The organism is Geoalkalibacter subterraneus, from assembly GCF_000827125.1.
Classification (GTDB): domain Bacteria; phylum Desulfobacterota; class Desulfuromonadia; order Desulfuromonadales; family Geoalkalibacteraceae; genus Geoalkalibacter_A; species Geoalkalibacter_A subterraneus.
The window spans coordinates 3,349,736-3,372,106 of sequence record NZ_CP010311.1; the positions used below are offsets into that span (position 1 = coordinate 3,349,736).

General features: G+C 60.7%; 21 protein-coding genes. 6 read left to right on the plus strand and 15 right to left on the minus strand.

Annotated elements, in window-relative coordinates:
- The first annotated feature begins 101 nt into the window (after nucleotides 1-101).
- The 6 genes from GSUB_RS15745 (at nucleotide 102) to GSUB_RS15770 (ending at nucleotide 6,807) form a co-directional block, all read left to right on the plus strand.
- Nucleotides 102-890 carry a TatD family hydrolase gene (locus GSUB_RS15745; protein ID WP_040201682.1) on the plus strand — a complete coding sequence of 263 codons (789 nt, stop codon included), beginning with the start codon at nucleotides 102-104 and terminating at the stop codon, nucleotides 888-890.
- Nucleotides 891-1,079: 189 nt separating this feature from the next.
- Complete coding sequence (locus tag GSUB_RS15750) at nucleotides 1,080-1,844, plus strand: tRNA threonylcarbamoyladenosine dehydratase (protein ID WP_040201683.1); 765 nt, start codon at nucleotides 1,080-1,082, stop codon at nucleotides 1,842-1,844.
- Entirely contained in the window at nucleotides 1,844-2,599 is a 756-nt protein-coding gene (locus GSUB_RS15755; protein ID WP_040201684.1) for a sulfite exporter TauE/SafE family protein, read from the plus strand. The genes GSUB_RS15750 and GSUB_RS15755 overlap by 1 nt, the downstream gene beginning before the upstream one ends.
- A 243-nt stretch (nucleotides 2,600-2,842) precedes the next feature.
- Nucleotides 2,843-3,544, plus strand: coding sequence for a RadC family protein (radC, locus tag GSUB_RS15760; protein WP_040201685.1), 702 nt, complete (start codon nucleotides 2,843-2,845; stop codon nucleotides 3,542-3,544).
- A gap of 120 nt (nucleotides 3,545-3,664) precedes the next feature.
- Nucleotides 3,665-4,402 (plus strand): DsbC family protein, encoded by a 738-nt coding sequence (locus tag GSUB_RS15765; RefSeq protein ID WP_052465005.1) that lies wholly within the window; start codon nucleotides 3,665-3,667, stop codon nucleotides 4,400-4,402.
- Complete coding sequence (locus GSUB_RS15770) at nucleotides 4,399-6,807, plus strand: U32 family peptidase (RefSeq protein ID WP_040201686.1); 2,409 nt, start codon at nucleotides 4,399-4,401, stop codon at nucleotides 6,805-6,807. The genes GSUB_RS15765 and GSUB_RS15770 overlap by 4 nt, the downstream gene beginning before the upstream one ends.
- On the opposite strand, the gene mqnE is transcribed toward GSUB_RS15770, so the two are convergent.
- From mqnE to cybH, 15 genes are all read right to left on the minus strand, one after another.
- Nucleotides 6,804-7,886, minus strand: coding sequence for an aminofutalosine synthase MqnE (gene mqnE / locus GSUB_RS15775; RefSeq protein ID WP_040201687.1), 1,083 nt, complete (start codon nucleotides 7,884-7,886; stop codon nucleotides 6,804-6,806). The two genes, GSUB_RS15770 and mqnE, sit on opposite strands and share 4 nt — an antisense overlap.
- A 296-nt stretch (nucleotides 7,887-8,182) precedes the next feature.
- Nucleotides 8,183-8,668 (minus strand): YajQ family cyclic di-GMP-binding protein, encoded by a 486-nt coding sequence (locus tag GSUB_RS15780; RefSeq protein ID WP_040201688.1) that lies wholly within the window; start codon nucleotides 8,666-8,668, stop codon nucleotides 8,183-8,185.
- Between the two features lie 35 nt (nucleotides 8,669-8,703).
- A complete protein-coding gene (locus GSUB_RS15785) occupies nucleotides 8,704-9,486 on the minus strand; it encodes a LolA family protein (protein ID WP_040201689.1) in 783 nt (260 codons plus the stop codon).
- 136 nt (nucleotides 9,487-9,622) lie between these two features.
- The gene (locus GSUB_RS15790; protein WP_040201690.1) at nucleotides 9,623-10,114 is read right to left on the minus strand and encodes a chemotaxis protein CheD; all 492 of its coding nucleotides are present in this window, start codon (nucleotides 10,112-10,114) and stop codon (nucleotides 9,623-9,625) included.
- Nucleotides 10,111-10,731 (minus strand): chemotaxis protein CheC, encoded by a 621-nt coding sequence (locus GSUB_RS15795; protein WP_040201691.1) that lies wholly within the window; start codon nucleotides 10,729-10,731, stop codon nucleotides 10,111-10,113. The genes GSUB_RS15790 and GSUB_RS15795 overlap by 4 nt, the downstream gene beginning before the upstream one ends.
- Nucleotides 10,728-12,713 (minus strand): chemotaxis protein CheA, encoded by a 1,986-nt coding sequence (locus GSUB_RS15800; protein ID WP_040201692.1) that lies wholly within the window; start codon nucleotides 12,711-12,713, stop codon nucleotides 10,728-10,730. The genes GSUB_RS15795 and GSUB_RS15800 overlap by 4 nt, the downstream gene beginning before the upstream one ends.
- Nucleotides 12,714-12,735: 22 nt before the next feature.
- Entirely contained in the window at nucleotides 12,736-13,098 is a 363-nt protein-coding gene (locus GSUB_RS15805; protein ID WP_040201694.1) for a response regulator, read from the minus strand.
- A complete protein-coding gene (locus GSUB_RS15810; RefSeq protein ID WP_040201695.1) occupies nucleotides 13,079-13,552 on the minus strand; it encodes a chemotaxis protein CheW in 474 nt (157 codons plus the stop codon). Before GSUB_RS15810 ends, GSUB_RS15805 begins: the two co-directional genes overlap by 20 nt.
- A gap of 1 nt (nucleotide 13,553) precedes the next feature.
- Nucleotides 13,554-14,825, minus strand: coding sequence for a methyl-accepting chemotaxis protein (locus tag GSUB_RS15815; RefSeq protein ID WP_040201696.1), 1,272 nt, complete (start codon nucleotides 14,823-14,825; stop codon nucleotides 13,554-13,556).
- A 32-nt stretch (nucleotides 14,826-14,857) separates the two neighbouring features.
- Nucleotides 14,858-15,745, minus strand: coding sequence for a CheR family methyltransferase (locus tag GSUB_RS15820; RefSeq protein ID WP_040201697.1), 888 nt, complete (start codon nucleotides 15,743-15,745; stop codon nucleotides 14,858-14,860).
- A 148-nt stretch (nucleotides 15,746-15,893) separates the two neighbouring features.
- Complete coding sequence (thiL, locus tag GSUB_RS15825; protein ID WP_040201698.1) at nucleotides 15,894-16,877, minus strand: thiamine-phosphate kinase; 984 nt, start codon at nucleotides 16,875-16,877, stop codon at nucleotides 15,894-15,896.
- On the minus strand, nucleotides 16,874-19,222 hold the full coding sequence (gene lon / locus GSUB_RS15830; RefSeq protein WP_040201699.1) for an endopeptidase La: 2,349 nt from the start codon (nucleotides 19,220-19,222) through the stop codon (nucleotides 16,874-16,876). Before lon ends, thiL begins: the two co-directional genes overlap by 4 nt.
- Before the next feature lie 181 nt (nucleotides 19,223-19,403).
- Entirely contained in the window at nucleotides 19,404-20,999 is a 1,596-nt protein-coding gene (gene pckA, locus GSUB_RS15835) for a phosphoenolpyruvate carboxykinase (ATP) (protein ID WP_040201700.1), read from the minus strand.
- 186 nt (nucleotides 21,000-21,185) lie between these two features.
- The gene (locus tag GSUB_RS15840; RefSeq protein WP_084212165.1) at nucleotides 21,186-21,707 is read right to left on the minus strand and encodes a HyaD/HybD family hydrogenase maturation endopeptidase; all 522 of its coding nucleotides are present in this window, start codon (nucleotides 21,705-21,707) and stop codon (nucleotides 21,186-21,188) included.
- Between the two features lie 3 nt (nucleotides 21,708-21,710).
- Complete coding sequence (gene cybH, locus GSUB_RS15845) at nucleotides 21,711-22,361, minus strand: Ni/Fe-hydrogenase, b-type cytochrome subunit (RefSeq protein ID WP_040201701.1); 651 nt, start codon at nucleotides 22,359-22,361, stop codon at nucleotides 21,711-21,713.
- Nucleotides 22,362-22,371: the final 10 nt, after the last annotated feature.

Below are 22,371 nucleotides of genomic sequence, written 5' to 3' on the forward strand. Positions count from 1 at the left end.
AGATAGGATTAATTATCAGTTTTTTCTACCACATTCCTTGCAAAGGCGCAACCTGCAAAGAACATTTCAGCGCGCATTCTCCTGTGGTAGGATTCATTGCCATGACCGATTCGCTTCTTCTGTTCGATACCCACGTTCATCTCGATCACCCTGCAATGCGGGAGGATTTGGCGCGCCATATTGCCGAAGCCAACCGATGCGGCGTCACCCGCTTTCTGCTTCCGGGCGTGACGGATGAAAACTGGGACGGCCTGCTGGCGGCAACAACGGTCACCCGAGGGGCGCTCGCAGCGCCGGGGGTTCATCCGCAGGCTGCCCACCGATGGAATTCTGCCTGTGCACAACGGCTGTCCAGCCTGCTGGAACGCCCTGAGGTTGTCGCCATTGGAGAGATCGGCCTTGACGGCTATCCGGGCCTGCCGCCGATGGAAGTGCAGGAGCGAGCCTTTCGTGCCCAATTGCGGCTGGCCGTTGCAGTACAGCGGCCGGTCATTATTCACTGTCGCAAGGCCCTCGGACGGCTGTTCGAGATTCTCAAGGAGGAAAACGCAGCCGAAGTCGGAGGGATTCTGCATGCGTTTGCCGGCAGCGTCGAACTTGCACAGCAGGCCGTGAAGATGAACTTTGCCCTCGGGTTCGGCGGGGTGCTCACCTACCCCAACGCCCGCCGTGCCCCACAGGTTTTGTGCGAACTGCCGGCCGAATGGCTGGTGCTGGAAACGGATGCGCCCGACATGGCTCCCCACCCTCACCGCGGTGAAACCAACCGCCCGGCCTGGCTGAAGCTGATCGCGTGCAGGGCAGCCGAACTGCGCGGCTGGTCCCTTAAACAGACCGCCCGCATCACCACCGCCAATACCTGCCGTATCCTTAACCTGGATTATTCATGAAGCTTTGTCGCGAAACCGGCAAGTGTCCGTCAGATCAAGTCAAGCACAGGGAGTTGCCCTGCAGACGTACTCACAGTACGTCGAAGCGCAAGGAGCGAGCACGGCTTGAGATGGTGGGCAATTGCCGGTTACAGCCGAAGTTTCCATGGACAATCCAGGTTAATATTCAAGATGATGGAGTCGACCTGCATGGATGAACTCACCACCCAACCGCGCTTCGATCGCCTGCAGCGTCTGGTCGGCCACAAAGGACTCGAAACCCTTGCGGCAGCCCGCGTGGCCGTCTTCGGACTGGGCGGCGTCGGCAGCTATGCCGCAGAGGCTCTGGCGCGCGGCGGCGTCGGGCAGCTGACCCTGGTCGACTTCGACACCATTCACCCCTCCAACATCAACCGGCAGCTTCACGCTCTGGATGACACGATCGGCCGCCCCAAGGCGCTGGAGATGGCGGAGCGCTGCAGAAAGATCAATCCGGAGGCAGAGATCATCCCGGTGCAGGAATTTTTCCTGGAGAAAAACAGCGAACAGCTGCTGGAACCTCATTATGACTACGTTCTTGACTGCATCGATCACATCAGCGCAAAGCTGCACCTGATCGAGGAGTGCAAGCGCCGGAAACTGCCGATCATCTCCTCCATGGGGGCCGCCAACAAGCTCGACCCCACCTGCATCCATGTGGCCGACCTGTTCAAAACCCACAACTGTCGCCTGGCCCGCATCATACGCAAGAACCTGCGCAGGCGCGGCATTGAATCCGGAGTTCCGGTCGTCTATTCCACCGAGGAATTCCGCCCGCTGCAAGCCGGCCGCACCGCCGTCGCTGCCGCCGACGAGGAGCCCGCTGGTTACCAGGACCTGCGCGCGCCCCTGGGCAGCTCCTCCTATATCCCGCCCCTGTTCGGGCTCACCATGGCGGGCGAGGTGATCCGCACCCTGCTGGGAGAACAAAACTGATGGACATGCCTTTTGTTCTGCAGGCCGCAGCTCTTTTCCTGATCGGCGCCTTTACCGGTGTTATCAACGTACTGGCCGGCGGCGGCTCGCTGCTGACTCTGCCGATGCTGATCTTTCTCGGGTTGCCCGCCGGTGTCGCCAACGGCACGAACCGCGTCGGCATTCTGTGCCAGAGCATCACCGCCATCGGCGGTTTCCGCCGCAAAAAGATGCTGCCCACCGGGCTGGCCTTGCTGTGCACCCTGCCGGCGCTGGCGGGCAGCTACCTCGGCGCGCGCTGGGCGGTGGACATTGATGACCGCCTGTTCGAACAGATGCTGGCCGCCATCATGATCGGCATTCTGGTTTTCATGCTAGTCGACCCGGCAAAAAAAATGCGCGACAAACCCCTCCACATCACACGGCTGCGCGGTGCGTTCATCGTGGTGAGCTTTTTCTTCATCGGCATCTACGGCGGCTTCGTACAGGCGGGGGTGGGTTTTCTGATCATCACCGGCCTGCTCGCCCACGGCCTCGACCTGGTGCGCATCAACGCCATCAAGGTGTTCGTGGTGCTGGTTTTCACCGTACTGGCGCTGGCAGTGTTCGTGGTGCATGACCAGGTCAACTGGCCGCTAGGCCTCTCCCTCGGCGCCGGCAACGCCCTCGGCGGCTGGCTCGGCACGCGGCTGGCGATCAGCAAAGGGCACGACTGGACCAAAAAAGTCGTCTCGATCACCGTCTTCCTCTTCGCCCTCAAGCTGCTGCTCGGTTAATGAAGATTGACAGCAATCGGCTGTTGGGCTAATTTTTGAAAAATTTTTCAACGGAGAGGCGCAAAGAGGTCGCAGAGGCGGAGAGGATAAGGCGAGAAAACATCTCAAAAAAATGCATCAAAAAGACTAACGAAAAAGCACTCTTTCCCGTCCCCTGAAATCATACAACCTCTCCGTCTCCGCACCATCTCTGCGTCTCTGCGTTAAATCCTTGTCTTTTAATGTCGAATGAAGGGGAAATCCATGACTAAGAACGAGGTTGGCCGTCGTATCAAGGACTGGCCTGTGGAGGAGCGGCCGCGCGAGAAGCTGCTTGGCCGTGGCGCCCAGGCTTTGAGCGACGCCGAACTGCTGGCGCTGATCCTGCGCACCGGCGATGCCGGCAGCCGCACCAGCGCCCTGGATCACGCACGCCAGCTGCTCGCCACCTTCGACGGACTGCGGGGGTTGGCCGCAGCCGGAGTTTCGGAAATCTGCCGGCTGCGGGGGATTGGGCCGGCCAAGGCGGCAGAGATTCAAGCTGTTTTTGAAATCGCGCGCCGCTTCAGCGACGCGCGCATGCGCCCCGGCGACCGCTTCACCAGTTCCGCCGATGTCTACCACGCCTTCCACGAGCGGCTGCGCGATCACAAACGCGAAGTCTTCTACACGCTGCTGCTCGACAGCAAGAACCGCCTGATCCGGGAAATCCCTATTTCCGAAGGGAGCCTGACGGCCAGCATCGTTCACCCACGGGAGGTGTTCGCGCCGGTGATCCGCGAATCGGCCTCCGCCGTGCTTTTCGTTCATAACCACCCTTCCGGCGACCCTACTCCGAGCCGCGAGGATCTCGACATCACCAAACGGCTCAAAGAGGTGGGCGAACTGGTCGGCGTGCGGGTGCTCGACCACATCGTGGTGGGCAGTGGGCGCTATGTTTCGCTGGCCGACCGGGGACTTCTCTGATTCCAATTTCCGCCGCAGCACGGCCTGTGCTATCCTTGCGCCATAGTATCTAATATCCGCCGCGGGGTCGTCACTCCCATGCTGATCAGTTACAAAATCAAAAGATCAAGGAGCCATCGCATGAAATCCCTGCTGGTGCTTATTTTCACTTTTGTCCTGCTCAACCCTGTGCCTGCGGCCATCGGCGCCGAAGAAGGAAACGACGATCTTGCCGAGGCGCTCAAGGCCCTGAACGCAACCTTTCCAACCATGCCGGTAGAATCGATCCACACCACGCCCATCGACGGCGTATTTGAAGTGGTCACTCCCGACCGCGTGGTTTACTTCGCTCCCGAAGCGCAGCTACTGTTCCTGGGCGAGCTTTTCGACCCCAAGGGGCGCAGCCTCACCCGCGAGCGGCAGGCTCAGGCCATGGAGCAGCGCATCGAAGGGATCGATCTCGGCAAAGCCCTTAAAATCGGCACCGGGAAAAACACCGTGATCGAAGTGACTGACCCCGACTGCCCATTCTGCCGCAAAGGGAGCGAATTTCTGAGCCAGCGTGACGACGTCACCCGCTATATCTTCTTCCTCCCTCTGAAAATGCACCCCGAGGCGGATGAGAAAGTCCGCTTTATTCTCTCTGCCGATAATCCGGCCGACGCCTATGAGGATGTCATGGCCGGGCGCTATGACGATCAGCCGCTGCCGGAATACCAGGACAGCGGCCGCCTGGGTGAGCATCTGCAGGTGGTGCAGAAGCTCGGTGTACGCGGTACCCCCAAATACTGGATCAACGGCGAGTATCTCTCCGGCGCCGATCTCAAGCGCATGGGCGAACTGCTGGATGGCGCCGCCAACGGGGGCGAGACTGAATGAGTCGAGCATCGACCTCCCGCCGTGGATCTGATTCCAGGCCGGAGCTTCTTTCTCCCGCGGGCAGTTTGGAAGCCTTTTTCGCCGCCATGGAAAACGGCGCCGATGCGGTGTATTGCGGACTGCCTGAATTCAGCGCCCGGGCCAAGGCCAAAAATGTCACCTTCGACGATCTCGGCCACATGCTCGATTACGCCCACGAGCGCGACCGCAAGATCTACGTCACCCTCAATACGCTGATCAAGGAAGCCGAACTGCCGACCCTCGTCCGCACCCTGGCCGACCTCGAGCACCAGGGTGTGGATGCCGTCATCGTTCAGGATGCGGCGGTGTGGCGGCTGGCCCGCACCCATTTCCCCGGTCTGCGCCTGCACGCCTCGACCCAGATGACAATTCACAATGCGGCCGGAGTGCGCACCCTGGAAAAACTCGGGTTTTCCCGCGCGGTACTGGCGCGTGAGCTGACGCTGGAGGAGATCGCCGCCCTCCGCAAGCAGACCCGCCTCGAGCTGGAACATTTCGTCCATGGCGCCCTATGCTTCAGCTTCAGCGGCCAGTGCTACTTCTCCTCCTGGCTCGGCGGGCAGAGCGGCAACCGTGGTCGCTGCGCCCAGCCCTGCCGCCGGCGCTACCGCTATCAACAGCAGCAGGGTTATTATTTCTCGCCCAACGATCTGTGCGCCATCGACCTGCTGCCGGAGCTGATGGCTGCCGGGATCGGCAGCCTCAAAATCGAAGGGCGCATGAAAAGCGCCGAGTACGTGGCGGCAGTGGTTGGCGCCTACCGCCAGGTCATTGACGCCGCCCCCGCCCAACGCAAGGAGGCGGTCCGCGAAGCCAAACAGTCCCTCAAGCTCTCCTTCGGACGGCTGCCGACGCGCGGTTTTCTCACCGGCCCGCGCCCCACCGATATCGCGGTACCCTCGGTCAAAGGCGCCACCGGGCGCTTTCTGGGTGAAATCAGCGCCGCCGGCCGAAGCTCCATCACGTTCAAGACGCGCGACGCCCTGCATATCGGCGACCGGCTGCGGGTCCAGCCGCACAGCGACCAGGCCGGCACCGCCTTTACCGTCAAGACGCTGAGTATCGGCAAGCGCTCCGCCAAGCAGGCCCCCGGAGGCACCCTGGTCAATGTGCCCTCCCCCTTCGAGAATCGATTCAAAAAAGGCGACGCGGTGTTCAAGGTTTCTTCCCGAAAGGCATTTACCTTGAGTGACGCCGCATGCCGACGCCGCCTGAAGGGTGCGCCGCCTCGGCCGCTGCCGGTCTCCCTGTCCGTCAGATTACAGAACGGGCAGCTGCAGCTGAAAGCGCAAAGCGGCGAGGTTACCCTCGAGCGCTCTTTCGACGTCAGCTCGTTTGAGGCGCAGAACAATCCGCTCAACACCGAGACGCTCAAGGAAGTTTTCGCACGGGGAGGAGATACGCCGTTGGAATTGGCGGAGCTGCACACTGCCGATCTGCCGCCGGTCGTGATCCCGCCGCGGGAGCTCAAGGAAATCCGACGGACCTTCTACGGAGAACTGGCCGGGCTCATCGCCCGCGACCGGGAGCAGCAGCGCCGTTCACATCTGGAACAAGCCCAGGCCGCACTGCTGCCTGAAAAAGAAGCTGCGCCCGCCAAAAACGCACGGCTGACTGTCGCCCTGGGGTCTTTACGCGACCTTCACCTGCTCAACGATCCGGCGGTCGACCGGATCATCGTGCCGCTGGTCCCTCATCGCGCCGCGGATATCGCCGCCGGCGTCGCGAAACTGCGCAATCGCCGCGAGCAGGTGACCTGGGATCTGCCCTTTATCCTGTTCGATACAACCTGGCAGCAGGCCAGGGATGCGGTACACGCCTTGGTTTCTGCCGGCTTTCACTCTTTCCGGCTCAACAATCTCGGGCATTTTGAGCTGTTCAACGGGGTAAGGGAGCAGGAGACGTTGAAACTGACGGCCGGATACCGGCTGTTTTCTCTCAACACGCAGGCCGTCTCCGCCTGGAAGGATCTTGGGATCGGGGAAGTGACTCTCTACCCGGAGGATGACAGGGAGAACCTGGCCGCGCTGCTGCGCCGCGACACGGGGGTCGAGACCGCGATCACCGTTCATGGACAGATTCCGCTGATCACGTCCCGCATTCACATCAAGGGGGTGCGCTCGGACCGGCCGGTGGTCTCCGATCGCGACGAAAAATATATCGTCCAGAGCCGCGGGGGATTGACCACCATCAGCTCGGAAACGGACTTTTCACTGATCGGTCACCTGGCGGAGCTGCGCGCCACGGGGACGGAGCGCTTCGTGGTGGACCTCGCCCACGTCGGCGCCTTCTCCCCGCGCGGCAAGCAGATTCTGGCGGCCTATGCGGAAGATCGCCCGCCGGCACAGACGTCGAGTTTCAATTTCGAGCGGGAACTGGTCTAAGCAGCTGAGATTTCGCGGTAGAGAGTGTCGCGTTCGACCGGAACCCGATGGGCTTTGCGGATCAGGGCGCAGAGTTGCTCTTTCTGCATCGCCTGGGGCGAATCGGCGCCGGCGTCATGGCCAATCTTTTCCTCAACCACCGTGCCGTCGAGGTCGTTGACGCCGAAGGCCAGCGCCACCTGGGCGATCTTGAGGCCAAGCATCACCCAGTAGGCCTTGATGTGCTGAAAATTGTCGAGGTAGATGCGGCTGACAGCTAGGGTTTTAAGGGCATCGACGCCCCCGACCCCGCGTGCTCCCGGCACCCGCGTATTATCCGGCTGAAAAGCCAGCGGGATAAAGGCCTGAAAGCCGCCCGTGCGATCCTGCAGGGCCCGCAAACGGCTCATGTGGTCGACCCGATCGGCCAGGGTCTCCAGGTGGCCGAACAGCATGGTGGCGTTGCTTTTCAACCCGGCCTGATGAATCTGCTCGGTCACCTCCAGCCACCTTTCCCCTGAAATCTTCTCCGGACAGATGCGGTCGCGCACCTCCTGCCTGAAAATCTCGGCGCCGCCCCCCGGCAGAGAACCGAGGCCTGCCTCCTTGAGATCCTCCACCACTTGGACAATGGATTTGCCTGCCAGGCGGGCAAAATAATCGATCTCCACCGCCGTGAAGGCCTTGATGTGCAGGGTCGGTTCCGCGGTGTGAATGGCGGCGAGCATATCGAGGTAGAAGCCGTAGGGCAGCTCCGGATGCAGCCCGCCGACCATGTGGATCTCGGTCGCACCGGCGGCACGGGCCTCGGCGGCACGGGCCAGCATGTCATCGAGGCTCAGGGTGTAGCCGTCGTCCTCCCCCTCTTCCCGGCAGAAAGCGCAGAAGGTACAGCGGTTGACGCACAGGTTGGTGTAGTTGATGTGGCGATTGACATTGAAATACACCCTGTCGCCGTTTTTGCGCCGGTTGGCGAGCGCCGCCAACTCGCCCACCGCCAGCAGGTCATCATCCTCGAACAGCGCCAGCGCCTGTTCATCGCTGATACGCCCACCGCCTTCGATAATGTCGCGAATATTGTCGTACAAATTTTTTGTCATCTTGAAACCTGAATATTTAACGGAGAGGCGCAGAGGAAAAAGAGGCGGAGAGGGAGAGAAAGAGGGGCTATACGATTGCGGTTAGTTTAAAATAACGCCGCGAGCCGGGACCGGGGACACCCATGCCAAGGGACGCATGAACCCATCCCTGGGGCTTCTTGTCGCCATCCCTGGCGACAAAGACCCTTGGCATGGGTGTCCCCGATCCCTTGGTGTTGATGCTTTAATCTTCGATTTTCGCCTCTGCTTTTCTCTCCGTCTCTCTTTTCCTCCGCGCCTCTCCGTTGAATGAAGTTTTAAGACCGCATATTGACAAACTGCAGCTCAATCCCCAGGTCCTGCCCCTTGAGCAGGTCGATCACCTCGCGCAGGTCGTCGATCTTCTTACCGGTGACCCGCACCTGATCCTCCATGATCTGGGCCTGCACCTTGAGCTTGGTGTCCTTGATCAGCTTGACGATCTGCTTGCCCTTCTCCTTGTCGATCCCCTGCACGATGGCCAGCCGCTGGCGCACAGCGCCGTGGGAGGCGGGCTCTTTCTTGCCGGGATCGAGGCATTTGGGGGAAACGTTGCGGCGCACCAGCTTGCCTTTGAGGATGTCGATGATGGCCTGCAGCTTGTAGTCGTCGGCGGCCAGGATGGTGATGGCATCCTTGTCGAAGGTGATTTCGTTGTCGGAACCCTTGAAATCATAGCGCTGCGCCACTTCCTTGGTGGTCAGATTGACAGCGTTGTCGATCTCCTGCGGATCGACCTCGGATACGATATCGAAACTCGGCATGTCTCTTCTCCTGAAAAGCTAGTCTGAAAATCAGATCAGAACCCGGGCATATCTTCCGGGCGCACCACTTCAACGTCGGCGGGCAGGATGAAGTTGAAGAAGGAATCGCTCAGCCCGCGGTTGACCCGGATTCCGCTGAACTCGATCACGGTGGAATTGCCGTTGGGGTCGTGAACCGTGGTAGACAGAATCGGGAACAATTGCTCGTGGCGGACGCCTGAAGCCCCGGAGAGGTTGCGCTGGTCACTTACGACATCCTTGTCGACCACCATGCGCATGCTGGAGACGAGCTGTGAGACGCGACGCGGCTGCAGTTCCAGCACAAAGTTTCCTTCGGCATCGCGATTGGGCGACGCCCAGCGAATGGAAAAATCCCGTGACAGATTGCCCAGTCCGGTGAGAAAAGTGACCGGATTTTCCGCCGCCCGACCAGTGACCGAGGAGATGTCGGACTGAATCACCTGGTTGTTTTCCGGCAGATAGACCCACAGCGTCTCGCCGTCGCAGACGATCTCCTGCATCGTGGGCTGCCGGTATTCCCAGCGGAACATGGGATTGCTGCCTTCGCGGCTGACAGTCCGGTTGAACTTGAACCACACGGAACCGCGCCCCCGCTGCGCGCGGTCAAGAGAGGCAATGCGCGACTCCTGGAAGAAATCGGCTTCGAAATCGTAGATGGCCGCGGCGGGATCGGTTCCCTTGAAAGGGGTTTCCAGTGCGCTTACCACATCGCTGAGGGAAATGCTTTCTTCAGATGCGCCCCAGACGCTCATCGGCAGCAACAGGGCCGTGAGCAGCAGAGCCAGAATTCTGGACATAAAAAATCCTCCTTGTCTTTTTGGACCTAAGGAGGAGATTTTAAAACGGATGGCGTGTAAAAACGAGTCTTTTTTAAAATGCACCCGTTCAGCATGGGGTTCCAGCTCCCATGACAAGGGGCACTTTTCGCCATCTTCATAAAACCGCGCGACAATCGCGGGCGCGCAAGGTGCGGATGCGAACGTCCCCGGTACTCAGGTCGAACTCGGCGCTGCGGCCATGTTCACCGCCGGTGTCCTCTCCCACCAAGGGGATATTCAGCGCGGCCAGCGTTTCCCGTGCGGCACGTGCATTGCGCTCGCCGATCAGCTCGCGCGACGGAGGCTGAAGCGCGACGAACATGTTGGCGCCGCCCACCAGCTTGGCCACCAGCCGCTCACGCACGACCCCCATGCCGGCCAGCTCAACCAGCATCTGCTCTACGGCGGTTACGACAAATTTGGCGGGGCGCGTCGGCTCTTCGCCGGGACGCGGCTCAGGAAGGAGGGTGTGGGCCATGGCGCCGATCTTGGCCGTCGCATCGTAGAGGGTGATACCGAGGCAGGAACCGAGTCCATGGGTCACAAGCAGCCCAGGGGCGCGGGCACAGTGCATTTCGGCGATGCCGATCCGCAGCCGCTGGTTCATGAAAGCTCCTCCATCGCCTGGAAGATGGCACGCAGCGAGTCAGGGTCCGGCAACACGAAACAGTGACCGGTCACGGCATCCTGGTTCTGTCCGCCGCCATGAAACTGCGTTTCCAGCATCAGGGCCATATCGGTGGAGCCGCCGAGTTCGACCAGGACCTGATCGATCACGGCACCGGCCATATCGCACGCCATGGCGGGGACCGAGGGAATCAGAGACAGGTTGAGCATCTGCCCCAGGGCCGAAAGATAGGCCGATGCGACGATATTGCCCACCTCTTTCAGCGTTGAAATATCCATCTCGCTGAATTCACCTTCGCCGCAGCCCGGCCCCAGAAGCCCCGACAGCAGGCGCGAAGCACTGTCGCAGGGGAAGATCAGCAGCAGGCTGCCGCAGGCGTCGCCGAGAATGCGCAGAATGATCCCCACCACCGGCTTTTCCGCACCGCCGATCAGTTCGGGCACGGCGGAAAATTCCGTCACCGTAACACGCGGCACCTTCAGCATCACCGTTTCCCCCAACAGCTGAGACAGTGCGGTGGCGGCATGCCCCATGCCGATATTGCTGATCTCCTTGAGGGCGTCGGTCTGTCTCGCATTCAGCTGTTCGAACGTCATACGGAAGCTCCTGCACGCTGAGGTGGGGCCATCGCCCGGCCTTCAAGCATCTGGCGCGGATCGATGACAAACAGAATCCGGCCGTCACCGAGGATGCTGGCTCCGGTGACGCCTGTAATCTGGTTGAGAGGAAAATCCAGAGTCTTGACAAAGGCTTCGCGCTGGCCGGCCAGTGCGTCGACCACCAGGCCGATGCGGCGCCCGCGCATTTCAGTCACCACCACAGGGATGGAACCGCTCAGAGGGATGGTTTCAAGCTGCAGAATTTTACGCAGGGATAAAAGCGGCACGATTCCGTCATCGAGGCGCACCGCCAGCCGCTTGCCGCTGGATTGAATCTGGTCGCGGGGCAGGGTCAGCAGCCGCTGCACGCAGGTAATGGGCAATCCGACCACCTGTGTCCCGCAGCGCACCAGCAACAGCTGGATGATCGCCACCGACAGGGGCAGCTTGAGCTGGATGCGGGTTCCCTTGCCCGGTCGTGAAAAAATCTCCAATGTGCCACCGAAGCCCTCCACCACCGTTTTCACCACATCCATACCGACCCCGCGGCCTGAAATATCGGTGACCGCCTCTGCGGTGGAAAACCCGGGGCGGCAGACCAGCAGCAGCAGATCCGATTCCGGCAGCTGCCGCACCTGTTCGGTACTGAGCAGGCCGCGCTGCACCGCTTTTCTACGCACCGCTTCGGGATCGATGCCGCGTCCGTCATCCATCACATCCAGCACCACGAGATCCTTCTCGCGCCGCGCCTCGATGCGGACGCGACCACACTGCTCGATGCCGTGATCGACGGCATTGCGCACCATGTGCACCAGGGGATCGGCCAACTCTTCGAGAATCGCGCGATCAAGCTCGATCTCTTCGCCGCTCAGGGTGAAGGAAACCTGTTTGCCGCTTTTGCGTGCCAGATCGCGCACCACGCGGGGCAGATGGCCGGTGATGCTCTCCAGCGGCATCATGCGCACTTTAAGGATATGATGATGCAGGTCGGTCACCAGCCGCGCCATGCCGTCAATGCCGCCGCGCAGATCCTCCCAGTCATGGCTCTTCTGGGCGCTGTGCAGGCGGTGGCGTTGGGTGATCATTTCTCCGGCGAGGTTGATGAAATGGTCGAGAAGCTCGGTGCGCACCCGGACGGTGCGCGCCTGATCGGCTCGGCGCGAGGGGGCACGCCTGACCGGCGGCTTGTGAGGGGCGACCTGAAGGCGCCCGATCTCGGAATGACTTTTAAGAAGATCGCGCAGGGCAGAGTCGTCATCGCCGCTCTCCAGACGCACATCAACGCGGAAATGCGCTCCGCCATCCTGAAGGGATTTTTCATCGGGGGAACAGGCCAGAATGCGGCCGCGGGATTTGATGCGATTGAGCAGCAACAGCAGGCGGGCCGCCGGCATGGCTGTCTCGGGCGCAAGCTCGATCCGCACATCCCATTTCCTCAGGCTCCGCTCCTGCTCCGGCTCCGGCTCCGGAGTCTCTTTAGCGCTCCCCGGTACCGCTTTTCCCGTTCGCCCGGATTCAGGCTGAGCTTTTTCAGCACTTTCGCCGGCCTCCTTCTGACCAGGCGGCGAAATTTGCTGGGCATACACCTTTTCGTCAGGGTTGCCGCCGGTCTGCTCTGCGGACTGCAGTTCGGCAAGAAAATCACCGATCTCCCTCTCAGGCTGGTCGGCGTCCAGGTCGTTGATCAGCGATTCCAGCAGATCAAGGCCCTGCAGCAACCGGTCGACACGTGCGGGCGGCACCTCTCCCCCGGCACGACAGCGATCAAGCATATCTTCCAGGCCGTGCGCCAGCTCGGCGGTCCGGTCATACCCCATGGAGGCCGCCATCCCCTTGATGGAGTGTGCCTCGCGAAAAAGGGCTTCAACCGTCTGCACATCCCGGCTGTCATGCTCCAGGGCCACCAGCAGACGCCCCATTCCGGCGAGGTGCTCCCGTGCCTCGGAGAAGAAAAGAGCGCGATATTTGGACATGTCCATGCCGCGTCTCCCGCATCCGCCCTCAAGCGGCGCCAGTCACCCGTTTAACGGTTTCAAGCACCAGGTCATCCTTGAAGGGCTTGACGATAAAATCCCGTGCGCCGCTCTGCACCGCTTCCATCACCAGCTTCTCCTGCCCGAGCGCACTGCACATGACCACGCAGGCGGCCGGATCCTCGGTAACAATCTCTTTGAGGGCCTCGATGCCGCTTTTCTCCGGCATGACGATATCCATCATGACCAGCTCAGGGCGCAGGGTCCGGTACTTTTCCACAGCCTCGGCGCCGTCGCCGGCTTCCCCGACCACGGCAAAGCCCGCTCTCTCGAAAATACCCCTGAGCAAATTGCGCATGAACAGGGCGTCGTCAACTATCAGAACATTCATGGGCCGGTGTTCCTCCTCGAAGATTGGCGTCTTGTCTGAGGCTCGCCAGCAGGCGATCCGTATCCAGCAGATTGATCATGCGCCCCTGATGATCGAACACTCCACGAATGAAGGCCCGCGCATCCTCTTCGGATTCGCACGGCATCACCGCGTCATCCTCAAGGGGCACAATGCGTCCCACCCGGTCGACGGCCAGAGCCAGGCCGGCGCTTGGGGCGGACAGGACGATTACCCGGGGATCACGTTTCCCCCGTTCAAAACCCAGCCAGGCAGGCAGGTCGAGCACCACCACCACCCGGCCGTGAAAATTAATGGCGTGAGACAGGCAGCAGGGCGCACGCGGTACCGGATGAAGGCGCGGCGCGGCAACCACCTCCTGAACCTCGTCAATCTCCAGACCGTACCATTCTTCGCCCAGACCGAAAATCAGAATCTGCTGCGACGATGCCTGCATGTCATTGCTTCTCATCGCCAAGGCGGAAACGGCTCACCAGGCTGAGCAGATCTTCCGAGAGCGCAGAAAGATCCTGGGCGCTGTGGGCCATCTCTTCCATCGAAGCGGATTGCTCCTGGGTCGCCGCCGAGACCTGCTCCGTCGAGGCGGCGTTGTCTTCAGCCACCTTGGCGATCTCTTCAATGATTTTGACCATGTGTCGCGATCCTTCGGTCTGGCGCCCAGAAAGCTCCGCGATGCCGTCGGCCTTGGTCTGTGTGTCCACCGCGGTCTCGATGATTTCCGCAAAGGCCTTATCGGTAATGGTAATCGCCTTCTGGCCGGCATCGATGCGCTCGATGCTCTGCTTCATGGAGGATTGCACCCGTGTGCTCTCTTCACGAATGGTTTCAATCAAGCGGGTGATCTCCTGGGCGGAAGCCGCGCTGCTGTCGGCCAGCTTGCTGACCTCCTCGGCCACCACCGCGAAGCCGCGCCCGTATTCGCCGGCCCGTGCCGCCTCGATGGTCGCATTGAGAGCCAGCAGGTTGGTCTTCTCCGAGATCCCGGTAATCACTTCGGTAATCTGACCGATCTGGTTGACCATGGAGCTGAAATTGAGGATCTGGTCGCCGCTGCCGGCCACTTCGGCCAGCACCTGCTGCATGTTGTCGAGAGCGCTGCGGCTCATCTCGCCGCCATGCTGGGCGGTCAGAGAGGTGTCATTGGCCGAGGCCGCCACCTTCTGGGCAGAGGCGGCAACCTGATCGATGGCCAGTGCCATGTCGCGGATGACCTGGGTGGCTTTCTCCACCATCTCGGCCTGGTTCTCCGCGCCGCGGCTGATCTGCTCCGTGGCGCCGGCCACCTGATGGGCGGTCGCGCTCATCTGCTGGGAGGACGCCGAAAGCCCCTGCGCCGAATCGGACACCATCACCGCCGAAGAACGAATGCTGCCGACCAGTCGGCGCAGGCTGTCGCTGAGTTTCGAGAGCGAACCGGCCACATCGGCCGTCTCGTCCGGAAAATTATTGTGATGCAGTTCGACAGGCTGGCTCAGATCGCCCTGGCTGATGCGTTCCGCTGCACCGGTAAGGGCACCGATATTGGCGGTAAAGGCCTTGGAAAAGATCGAGCCCAGCACCAGGCCGATCAGCAGTGCCCCCGTCGTGGTTACCAGATCCTGCCACCCTTGCGGAACGCCAAGTCGCGGCACCAGCGCATCGAGGGCGACCGTAGAGGCCACCACGATGATGAACCCCATGATAAATTTGTAGGCAATTTCTATCCGCATCGCTTCACTCCTTGCTCCTCATTCCTCTCCCCTCACCGCTCTGCGCAGCCACGCTTGAAAAAAATGCGCTCCGCCGGATTGTGCACCGTGAACTGCTCCCGGCTCGAACCGCTGAGAGTTTCCGCCCGTCCAAGCACGAGAACCCCATTCTCGGGCAGCGCCGCGGCAAACCTTTCCAGCACCCGCGCCTGGTCCGGACGCGAAAAGTAAATCAGCACATTGCGGCACAGGATCAGGTCCGCCTCGGAATAAGGCTCATCACTGAGCACATTGTGGGTGCAGAATTTCACCTTGCTGCGCAGCCGCTCATTGATTCGCCACCGTCCCTCTTCGAGGCTGAAATGCCTGTCACGCAACTCATCCGGTACATGGGTCAGGCGAGGGCCGTCGAACAGGCCCTCCCGTGCTTTTTCCAGCACCACCGGGGTGATGTCGCACGCCAGAATACTGTAACGCATGCGGGGCGGCACCAGTTGCTCCATCAGCAGGGCGACGGAATAGGGTTCCTCACCACCGGCACAGCCGACGCTCCACACCCGCAGTTCGCGCTGCCCTTCTCGCCGCAGGCGGCGGAACATTTCCGGCACGACCTCCTCGCGAAGCACATCAAACGTACTGGGATTGCGGAAGAACTGGGACACATGAATCGTCATCGCCGACATGAGGGCGGTAACTTCCTCTTCGTCCACCGCCAGCAGATCGAGATAGGCGCGCGCCTGCTGAAAGCCGCGCGCACGCACGCGCCCCGCGATGCGACGGCGGATGCAGGCATCCTTGTACATCCCGAGATCGAACTGGCGCTTCTGCAACAGAACCTGCCGCACCTCCTCCAGTGTCTGCTCGTCGACATCAGCCCCGACAAAGAGATGCCGGGCAAGACGATCTTCCCTGGGTGCCGGCTCCGGTAAATCAATCTTCATAACAATTCTCACCTTAAAATGGGCTTAATTTTTAAAGCAAGAATTGGGCCGATGCGGGAGACAGAACGGGAAAGGGGACAGACAAGGAAGGGAAGAGGCTTTGGGCGTGCCTGAAGCCTTATGCCCAAAGCCTTAAGCCAAATGTTTTTTACGCAAAATGATCGAAGCCTGAGCGGGTGGGCATGCGGAGGGTCCCCTGTGCGTCCACGATGCGCAATCCGTCGGTGGAGACCGTGATTTGGCCGATTTCTGTGAGCGGCAGATCGGGGGTGGCGAGGGCACGCACCGCTTCTGCATGCTGGGGGGGAGAGGTAAAGAGCAGCTCGTAATCTTCGCCGCCGGTCAGGGCGAGATCGTTCACTTCCGGCTGGTGCTGCTGAAATTCAAGAAACGCGGGAGAAAGGGGCAGCAGGTCGCGGCGCAAGACAGCCCCGCAGCCTGACGCGTCAAGAATATGACCCAGGTCGGAGAAAAGCCCGTCGGAAATATCGATCATGGCCGAAGCGAACCGCTGCGCGGCCAGGGTACGGCCAAGCTCGACCCGCGCCCGCGGATCGTGGTGGCGGCGGAGGCATTCTTCGGGGGGCTGACGGCCCGCCAGGAGTTCACGCAGGGCCAGGGCGCTGTCGCCCAGGGTGCCCGAAACCCACACCAGGTCGCCGGGACGCGCCCCGTCCCGGGTGACCTGCAGCCCATCGGGCACCGCTCCCTCCACCGTGACGCTGATAAACAGGCCGCGCGGTGAACGGCAGGTGTCGCCACCGGCCAGCACGGCACCGTAATCGCGGCAGGCCGAAAGCACGCCTTCGGTAAAACGGTCCAGATCCTCAAGAGAGAGGTCGGCGGGGATGCCGAGCGCCAGGAAGAGTGACAAGGGCTGTCCTCCCATGGCCGCCACATCGCTGACATTGACACTGACGCTTTTCCGTCCCAGGTCATGCATGTCGATCCAGGCAGTGCGGAAATGCACGTCCTCGATCAGCAGGTCGGTGGAAGTCAGCAGCAGCTCTCCCGCCGGGACTCGTGCCACCGCGCAGTCGTCGCCGATGCCCCGCACCAGCGCGCCGTTTGGATCACAGCGGCGGCGCAAGCGCTCGATGAACTCAAACTCCCCCAGTCCGCCAGGACTCATACCTCATCCACCAGGGCGTGTTCAAGAACCTCTTCGATGTTGCGCACCAGGACCAGGCGGACCTTGCGGCGCAGATGAGGGGGCAGCTCGTCTATATCCTTTTCGTTGCGGGCAGGCACCAACACTTTTTTCACATGGTGGCGTACCGCCGCCAGGACCTTTTCCTTGAGCCCGCCGACGGGAAGCACCTTGCCCCGCAGGGTAATCTCGCCCGTCATGGCGACATCTTTATCGACCGGTTTGCGGGTGAGGGCCGAGATCATGGCCGTCACCATGGTGACACCGGCCGAAGGCCCGTCCTTGGGGATCGCTCCCGCCGGGACATGCACATGCAGGTCGTGGGTCTCGAAGTAATCTGGGGCAATCCCCAGTTCGTCGGCGTGAGCGCGCGCATAGGAGAGGGCTGCCTGGGCGCTCTCCTTCATCACCTCACCCAGATGTCCGGTCAGGGTCAGGGCACCCTTGCCCTTCATGGTGTTAACCTCGACAAGAAGCACCTCGCCGCCGACTTCAGTCCAGGCCAGGCCCGTCACCACCCCAATCTCGTTCTTTTCGCGCTCTTCTTCCGGCAGGAAGCGCGGGGCGCCGAGAAAGCGCGCCACCGCTGTTTCGCTGACGGTGACAGGTTTTTTGCGCCGCCCTTCGGCGAACTGCCGGGCGATCTTGCGGCAGATGCTGCCGATCTCCCGCTCGAGGTTACGCAGACCGGCTTCGGCCGTGTACTCGGTAATCAATTTGAGAAGAGCGTTTTTGGAAAAACGCGCCTGGTTCTCTTTCAGGCCGTTGGCCTCGCGCTGGCGCGGGATCAGATAGCGCTCGGCGATATGCAGCTTCTCCTCGGCGGAATAGCCTGACAGCCGAATGACCTCCATGCGGTCCTTGAGCGCCGAAGGCACCGGGTCCATGATGTTGGCGGTCGCGATGAACATCACGTTGGACAGGTCGAAGGGCAGATTGATGTAGTGGTCCGAGAAGGCATAGTTCTGCTCGGGATCGAGCACTTCGAGCAGCGCCGACGAGGGATCACCACGGAAATCGGCGCCGATCTTGTCGATCTCGTCAAGCATGAAGACCGGATTGTTGGTGCCGCACTGTTTGATCCCCTGAATGATGCGCCCCGGAAGCGCGCCGATGTAGGTACGGCGATGGCCGCGGATTTCCGCCTCGTCGCGCATGCCGCCGAGAGAGATGCGCATGAACTTGCGTCCCAGGGCGCGGGCGATGGAGCGCCCAAGACTGGTTTTACCCACGCCGGGCGGACCGACAAAACACAGGATCGGCCCCTTCATCTCTTTTTTGAGCTTGCGCACCGCGAGAAATTCGAGGATGCGTTCCTTGACTTTTTCCAGGTTGTAGTGATCTTCATCGAGCACGCCCCCTGCCTTGACCAGGTCGAGGTTGTCGCGCGTGCTTTTCTTCCACGGCAGCTCCACCAGCCATTCCAGGTAGGTGCGCTGCATGGAGTATTCGGCCGATTCGACGTGCATGGATTCCAGGCGGCGCAGTTGCTTTTCGGCCTCTTCACGCGCTTCTTTCGGCAAGCCGGCTTTCTTGAGTTTTTCACTCAGCTCGGCCACGTCCTGGGCGCGCTGGTCGGTATCCCCGAGTTCCGCCTGGATGGCGCGCAACTGCTCGCGCAGGAAATATTCCCGCTGGCTCTTGCCCATCTCCTCCTTGGCCTGGGTCTGGATCTCGGCCTGCATGGAGAGCAGCTCCAGTTCACGGGCAAGAATGTCCTTGATCCGCCGCAGGCGCTGCAGCGGATCGAGGATTTCCAGCACCTCCTGCGCCTCGACCACCTTGATCCCGACGTTGCTGGCGATAACGTCGGCCAGGCTGCCGGCATCCTCCATGTTCTCCACCACCACCATCACTTCGGGCGACACTTCGCGCCCGAGATTGACCGCCTGGGTCAACTGGTTGCGGACAGTGCGCATCAGGGCCTCGGTTTCCAGTGAAGAATCGACCTCCGGCTCTTCAAGTCTTTCCACATTGACACGGAACAGGGACTCCTGCTCGGTGAAGCCTGTAATGCGGGCGCGGCTCAGCCCCTGCACCAGAATCTTGACCCGTCCATCGGGCAGTTTGAGCATGCGCATGATCAGCGCAATCGTGCCGACGCCGTGGATATCGTCGACTTCCGGCTCTTCCTCGGCGAATTCGCGCTGAGCGGCGAGCATGATCAGGCGATCGCCGGCCAGCGCCTCCTCCACCGCCGCTATGGATTTCTCCCGGCCGACGAACAGCGGCAGAATCATATAGGGAAAGACCACCACGTCGCGCACCGGCAACAGCGGCAGGGTTTCAGGGATTACGATATCCTGTTGTTCAATCTTGTTTTTCAAAAAAAATTATCCTCCGGAGGACAGGGCCTGAAAAGAGTCCGTCCATGTTTTTGCCTATAAATGAATCCTGTCCCCCTGTTATGTCAAGAGGGAGTTGGGAACTCACCAAAAAAAGGCGGCCTCCCGCGTGGAAAGGCCGCCCCGTTGCTGTGATGTGATTCGTTCTGAGCGGAAGCCGCAATCAGCGCCGGGGTCCGGCCTGGGTGAAATCGAAGTCGTCGCTGTCCTTGATGTACTTCTTGAAATTGTCGATGAACATCCCGGCCAACCGGTTGGCGCTGTTATCGAAGTCTTCCTTGTTGGGCCAGGCATTGCGGGGATTGAGCAGCGCGCTGTCGACCCCCGGCAGAGCCTTGGGGATGTTCAGGCGGAACCAGCGGGTCTGCTCGAACTCGGCTTTTTCGATGCTGCCGTCGAGAATCGCGTTGACGCAGGCGCGGGTCGCCTTGATGCTCATGCGTTTGCCGACGCCGTAGCCGCCGCCGACCCATCCGGTATTGACCAGGTAGGCGTTGACATTGTGCTTCTCCATCTTTTCGCCCAGCAGCTTGGCATAGACGGTGGGGGGCAGCGGCAGAAAGGCTTCCCCGAAGCAGGCGGAGAAGGTCGCCTGCGGCTCGGTCACACCGCGTTCGGTACCGGCCACCTTGGCGGTATAGCCGCTCAGGAAGTAGTACATGGCCTGCTCTTTGGTCAGCTTGCTGACCGGGGGCAGTACGCCGAAGGCATCGCAGGTCAGGAAGATGATGTTTTTAGGATGATCCCCCTTGAGGCTCGGCTCGTGGTTTTCGATATGCTCGATGGGATAGGAAACGCGGGTGTTTTCCGTTTTGGAGCTGTCATCAAAATCGATCACGCCGTCGTCATTGGACACCACGTTCTCGAGCAGTGCGTTGCGGCGGATGGCGTTGTAGATCTCCGGCTCGCTCTCTTTCGAAAGGTTGATGCACTTGGCGTAGCAGCCGCCTTCGAAGTTGAAAATCCCGTCATCGTCCCAGCCGTGCTCGTCGTCGCCGATCAGCTTGCGCGAGGCATCGGTGGAGAGGGTGGTTTTGCCGGTGCCGGACAGGCCGAAGAACAGGCACACATCGCCGTCCTTGCCCACGTTGGCCGAGCAGTGCATGGAGAGGATCCCCTGCAGCGGCAGCCAGTAGTTCATCATGGTGAAGATGCCTTTTTTCATCTCACCGCCGTACCAGGTGCCGCCGATGATCGCCACATCCTTTTCGATGTTGAAGCTGACGAACACCTCGGAATTGAGGCCGTGGCGCTCCCAGTCGGCGTTGACCAGGTTGCTGGCGTTGTAGACGGTGAAGTCGGGCTTGAAATTCTTCAGCTCCTCTTCACTGGGGCGGATGAACATGTTCTTGACGAAATGAGACTGCCAGGCGAACTCGGTGATGAAACGCACCGCCTTGCGGGTTTTTTCGTTGGCGCCGCAGAAACCGTCGGTGACATAAAGATTTTTACCGTCGAGGTAGCTGGTCACCTCGCCGTAGAGTTCGTCGAAAACTTCGGGAGCCATGGGCTGGTTGATTTTGCCCCAGGCGATATGTTCGAAGGAAGGCTTCTGATGGACGAAATACTTGTCCTTGGGGGAGCGGCCGGTGAACTTGCCCGTGTCCACCATCATGGTACCGTTGGCGGCAACCCGCCCCTCCTCGTTGCGTGTCTCGTGCTCGAACAGCTCATCGTAGCCCAGGTTGTGGTAGATCTCGCCCACGCTGTTCAATCCCAACTCCTGCGCACTGACCTCTGCCTTGCCTGCGTTGTCCATGATGCTGACGCCTCCTGTCGGATGATCTTTTCAGATTTTTTTTCGCAGCCCCATCCGCGCACCGATACCGTGAATGGTCTTTTGCCACGTCTGTCACAGAAATGTGACTCTAACAAATTCAATCAAAATAAAAAAGCCCAAAGTGGTGGTAAAAAGCATCGCCAAAACAGGGGCAAGGGCAGATTTTCATAAACGATGAAAAGCATCTCGGGAGGGAAGTTCGTCCGCCTTCAAAGAAGTGAAACATCGGCCGTTCCAAACCTGCAGATCCGCAAGCACGCCGTCGGCCACGCGGGGCAGCGCCGCACTGACCTCGGGTGTCATTTCCAACCGCATTTCAATACAACCCGGCTGCACTCCCCACAACACCACCTCCTGCGGCAGATCGCCCTGCAGCTCGGCCACGGCGAGCAGATCCTTGAGCCCCATCTGGTGCACCGACAGCTTGTCGGCAAAGGCGCGCGGCACCTCATCGCCTGCCAGCCGGAACACCTCTCCCGGTTCAGCGCCCATATCCACCGCATCAACAAGAAGCAGGCGCGCGACCCCTTCAAAGCGCGGCAGCAGGTCGAGGCCCAGGGTTCCGCCATCGATCACCTCGACATCGGGATCGAAAACATACCTCTCCCGCAGGTACTCCACCACCTTGCCCCCGATCGCATCGTCAGCCATCAGGGCATTGCCCAAACCCAGTACCAGAATCGACATATTTCAGAGTTCCTCGGGATCGATATACTTGGATCCGCTGAACATGCTGCTGATGGTGCCGTTGGTTTCTTTGACGTCCATCAGCCAGGCGCTGTAGATGTGATTGATGACAAACCCGATCAAAAGCCACATGATGAAATGATGCCCCAGGCGCAGGTACGGCGCGCCGGGCCAGACCAGCATCCAGCCGAACAGCGTATCCCACAGCCCGCCCGGGGCAAACTGGCCGTAAAGGGCGAAGCCGCTGGCAATCTGCACAAAATACAGGGTAAACACCAGGGCATAAGCCAGGCAGGCCAGGGCGTTGTGACCGACCTCGTAAGGGATCTGCTTGCCGGTAAAGGTGTAATAGCGAAAAAATTTCATGGCGTTGGCGCGACCCTTCTGCGTCGCCCAGGGAAAAAACATGCGCCAGGAGGCATACGGGTTGCCGATCAGAAACCACAGTGCGCGAATCACCACCGAGACGGCAAACAGGTAAGCGAAAGCGAAGTGGAGAAAGCGCATCCAGCCCATGATCCAGGTGCCCTCGCCGGCACTCAAAAAGGGGTGGCCGATATAGAATCCGGTCAAGCTCAGGGCGGTGATGCTCACCACATTGAGCCAGTGCGACAGGCGAACCGGAAATTCCCATACATAGCGGATTTCTAGCATACGACCTCCT

What these genes read in the sequence shown, in the direction of transcription:
- GSUB_RS15745 (WP_040201682.1), top strand. Translation starts at nt 102, where the DNA reads ATGACCGATTCGCTTCTTCTGTTCGATACCCACGTTCATCTCGATCAC.
- GSUB_RS15750 (WP_040201683.1), top strand. Translation starts at nt 1,080, where the DNA reads ATGGATGAACTCACCACCCAACCGCGCTTCGATCGCCTGCAGCGTCTG.
- GSUB_RS15755 (WP_040201684.1), top strand. Translation starts at nt 1,844, where the DNA reads ATGGACATGCCTTTTGTTCTGCAGGCCGCAGCTCTTTTCCTGATCGGC.
- radC (WP_040201685.1), top strand. Translation starts at nt 2,843, where the DNA reads ATGACTAAGAACGAGGTTGGCCGTCGTATCAAGGACTGGCCTGTGGAG.
- GSUB_RS15765 (WP_052465005.1), top strand. Translation starts at nt 3,665, where the DNA reads ATGAAATCCCTGCTGGTGCTTATTTTCACTTTTGTCCTGCTCAACCCT.
- GSUB_RS15770 (WP_040201686.1), top strand. Translation starts at nt 4,399, where the DNA reads ATGAGTCGAGCATCGACCTCCCGCCGTGGATCTGATTCCAGGCCGGAG.
- mqnE (WP_040201687.1), bottom strand. Translation starts at nt 7,886, where the DNA reads ATGACAAAAAATTTGTACGACAATATTCGCGACATTATCGAAGGCGGT.
- GSUB_RS15780 (WP_040201688.1), bottom strand. Translation starts at nt 8,668, where the DNA reads ATGCCGAGTTTCGATATCGTATCCGAGGTCGATCCGCAGGAGATCGAC.
- GSUB_RS15785 (WP_040201689.1), bottom strand. Translation starts at nt 9,486, where the DNA reads ATGTCCAGAATTCTGGCTCTGCTGCTCACGGCCCTGTTGCTGCCGATG.
- GSUB_RS15790 (WP_040201690.1), bottom strand. Translation starts at nt 10,114, where the DNA reads ATGAACCAGCGGCTGCGGATCGGCATCGCCGAAATGCACTGTGCCCGC.
- GSUB_RS15795 (WP_040201691.1), bottom strand. Translation starts at nt 10,731, where the DNA reads ATGACGTTCGAACAGCTGAATGCGAGACAGACCGACGCCCTCAAGGAG.
- GSUB_RS15800 (WP_040201692.1), bottom strand. Translation starts at nt 12,713, where the DNA reads ATGGACATGTCCAAATATCGCGCTCTTTTCTTCTCCGAGGCACGGGAG.
- GSUB_RS15805 (WP_040201694.1), bottom strand. Translation starts at nt 13,098, where the DNA reads ATGAATGTTCTGATAGTTGACGACGCCCTGTTCATGCGCAATTTGCTC.
- GSUB_RS15810 (WP_040201695.1), bottom strand. Translation starts at nt 13,552, where the DNA reads ATGCAGGCATCGTCGCAGCAGATTCTGATTTTCGGTCTGGGCGAAGAA.
- GSUB_RS15815 (WP_040201696.1), bottom strand. Translation starts at nt 14,825, where the DNA reads ATGCGGATAGAAATTGCCTACAAATTTATCATGGGGTTCATCATCGTG.
- GSUB_RS15820 (WP_040201697.1), bottom strand. Translation starts at nt 15,745, where the DNA reads ATGAAGATTGATTTACCGGAGCCGGCACCCAGGGAAGATCGTCTTGCC.
- thiL (WP_040201698.1), bottom strand. Translation starts at nt 16,877, where the DNA reads ATGAGTCCTGGCGGACTGGGGGAGTTTGAGTTCATCGAGCGCTTGCGC.
- pckA (WP_040201700.1), bottom strand. Translation starts at nt 20,999, where the DNA reads ATGGACAACGCAGGCAAGGCAGAGGTCAGTGCGCAGGAGTTGGGATTG.
- GSUB_RS15840 (WP_084212165.1), bottom strand. Translation starts at nt 21,707, where the DNA reads ATGTCGATTCTGGTACTGGGTTTGGGCAATGCCCTGATGGCTGACGAT.
- cybH (WP_040201701.1), bottom strand. Translation starts at nt 22,361, where the DNA reads ATGCTAGAAATCCGCTATGTATGGGAATTTCCGGTTCGCCTGTCGCAC.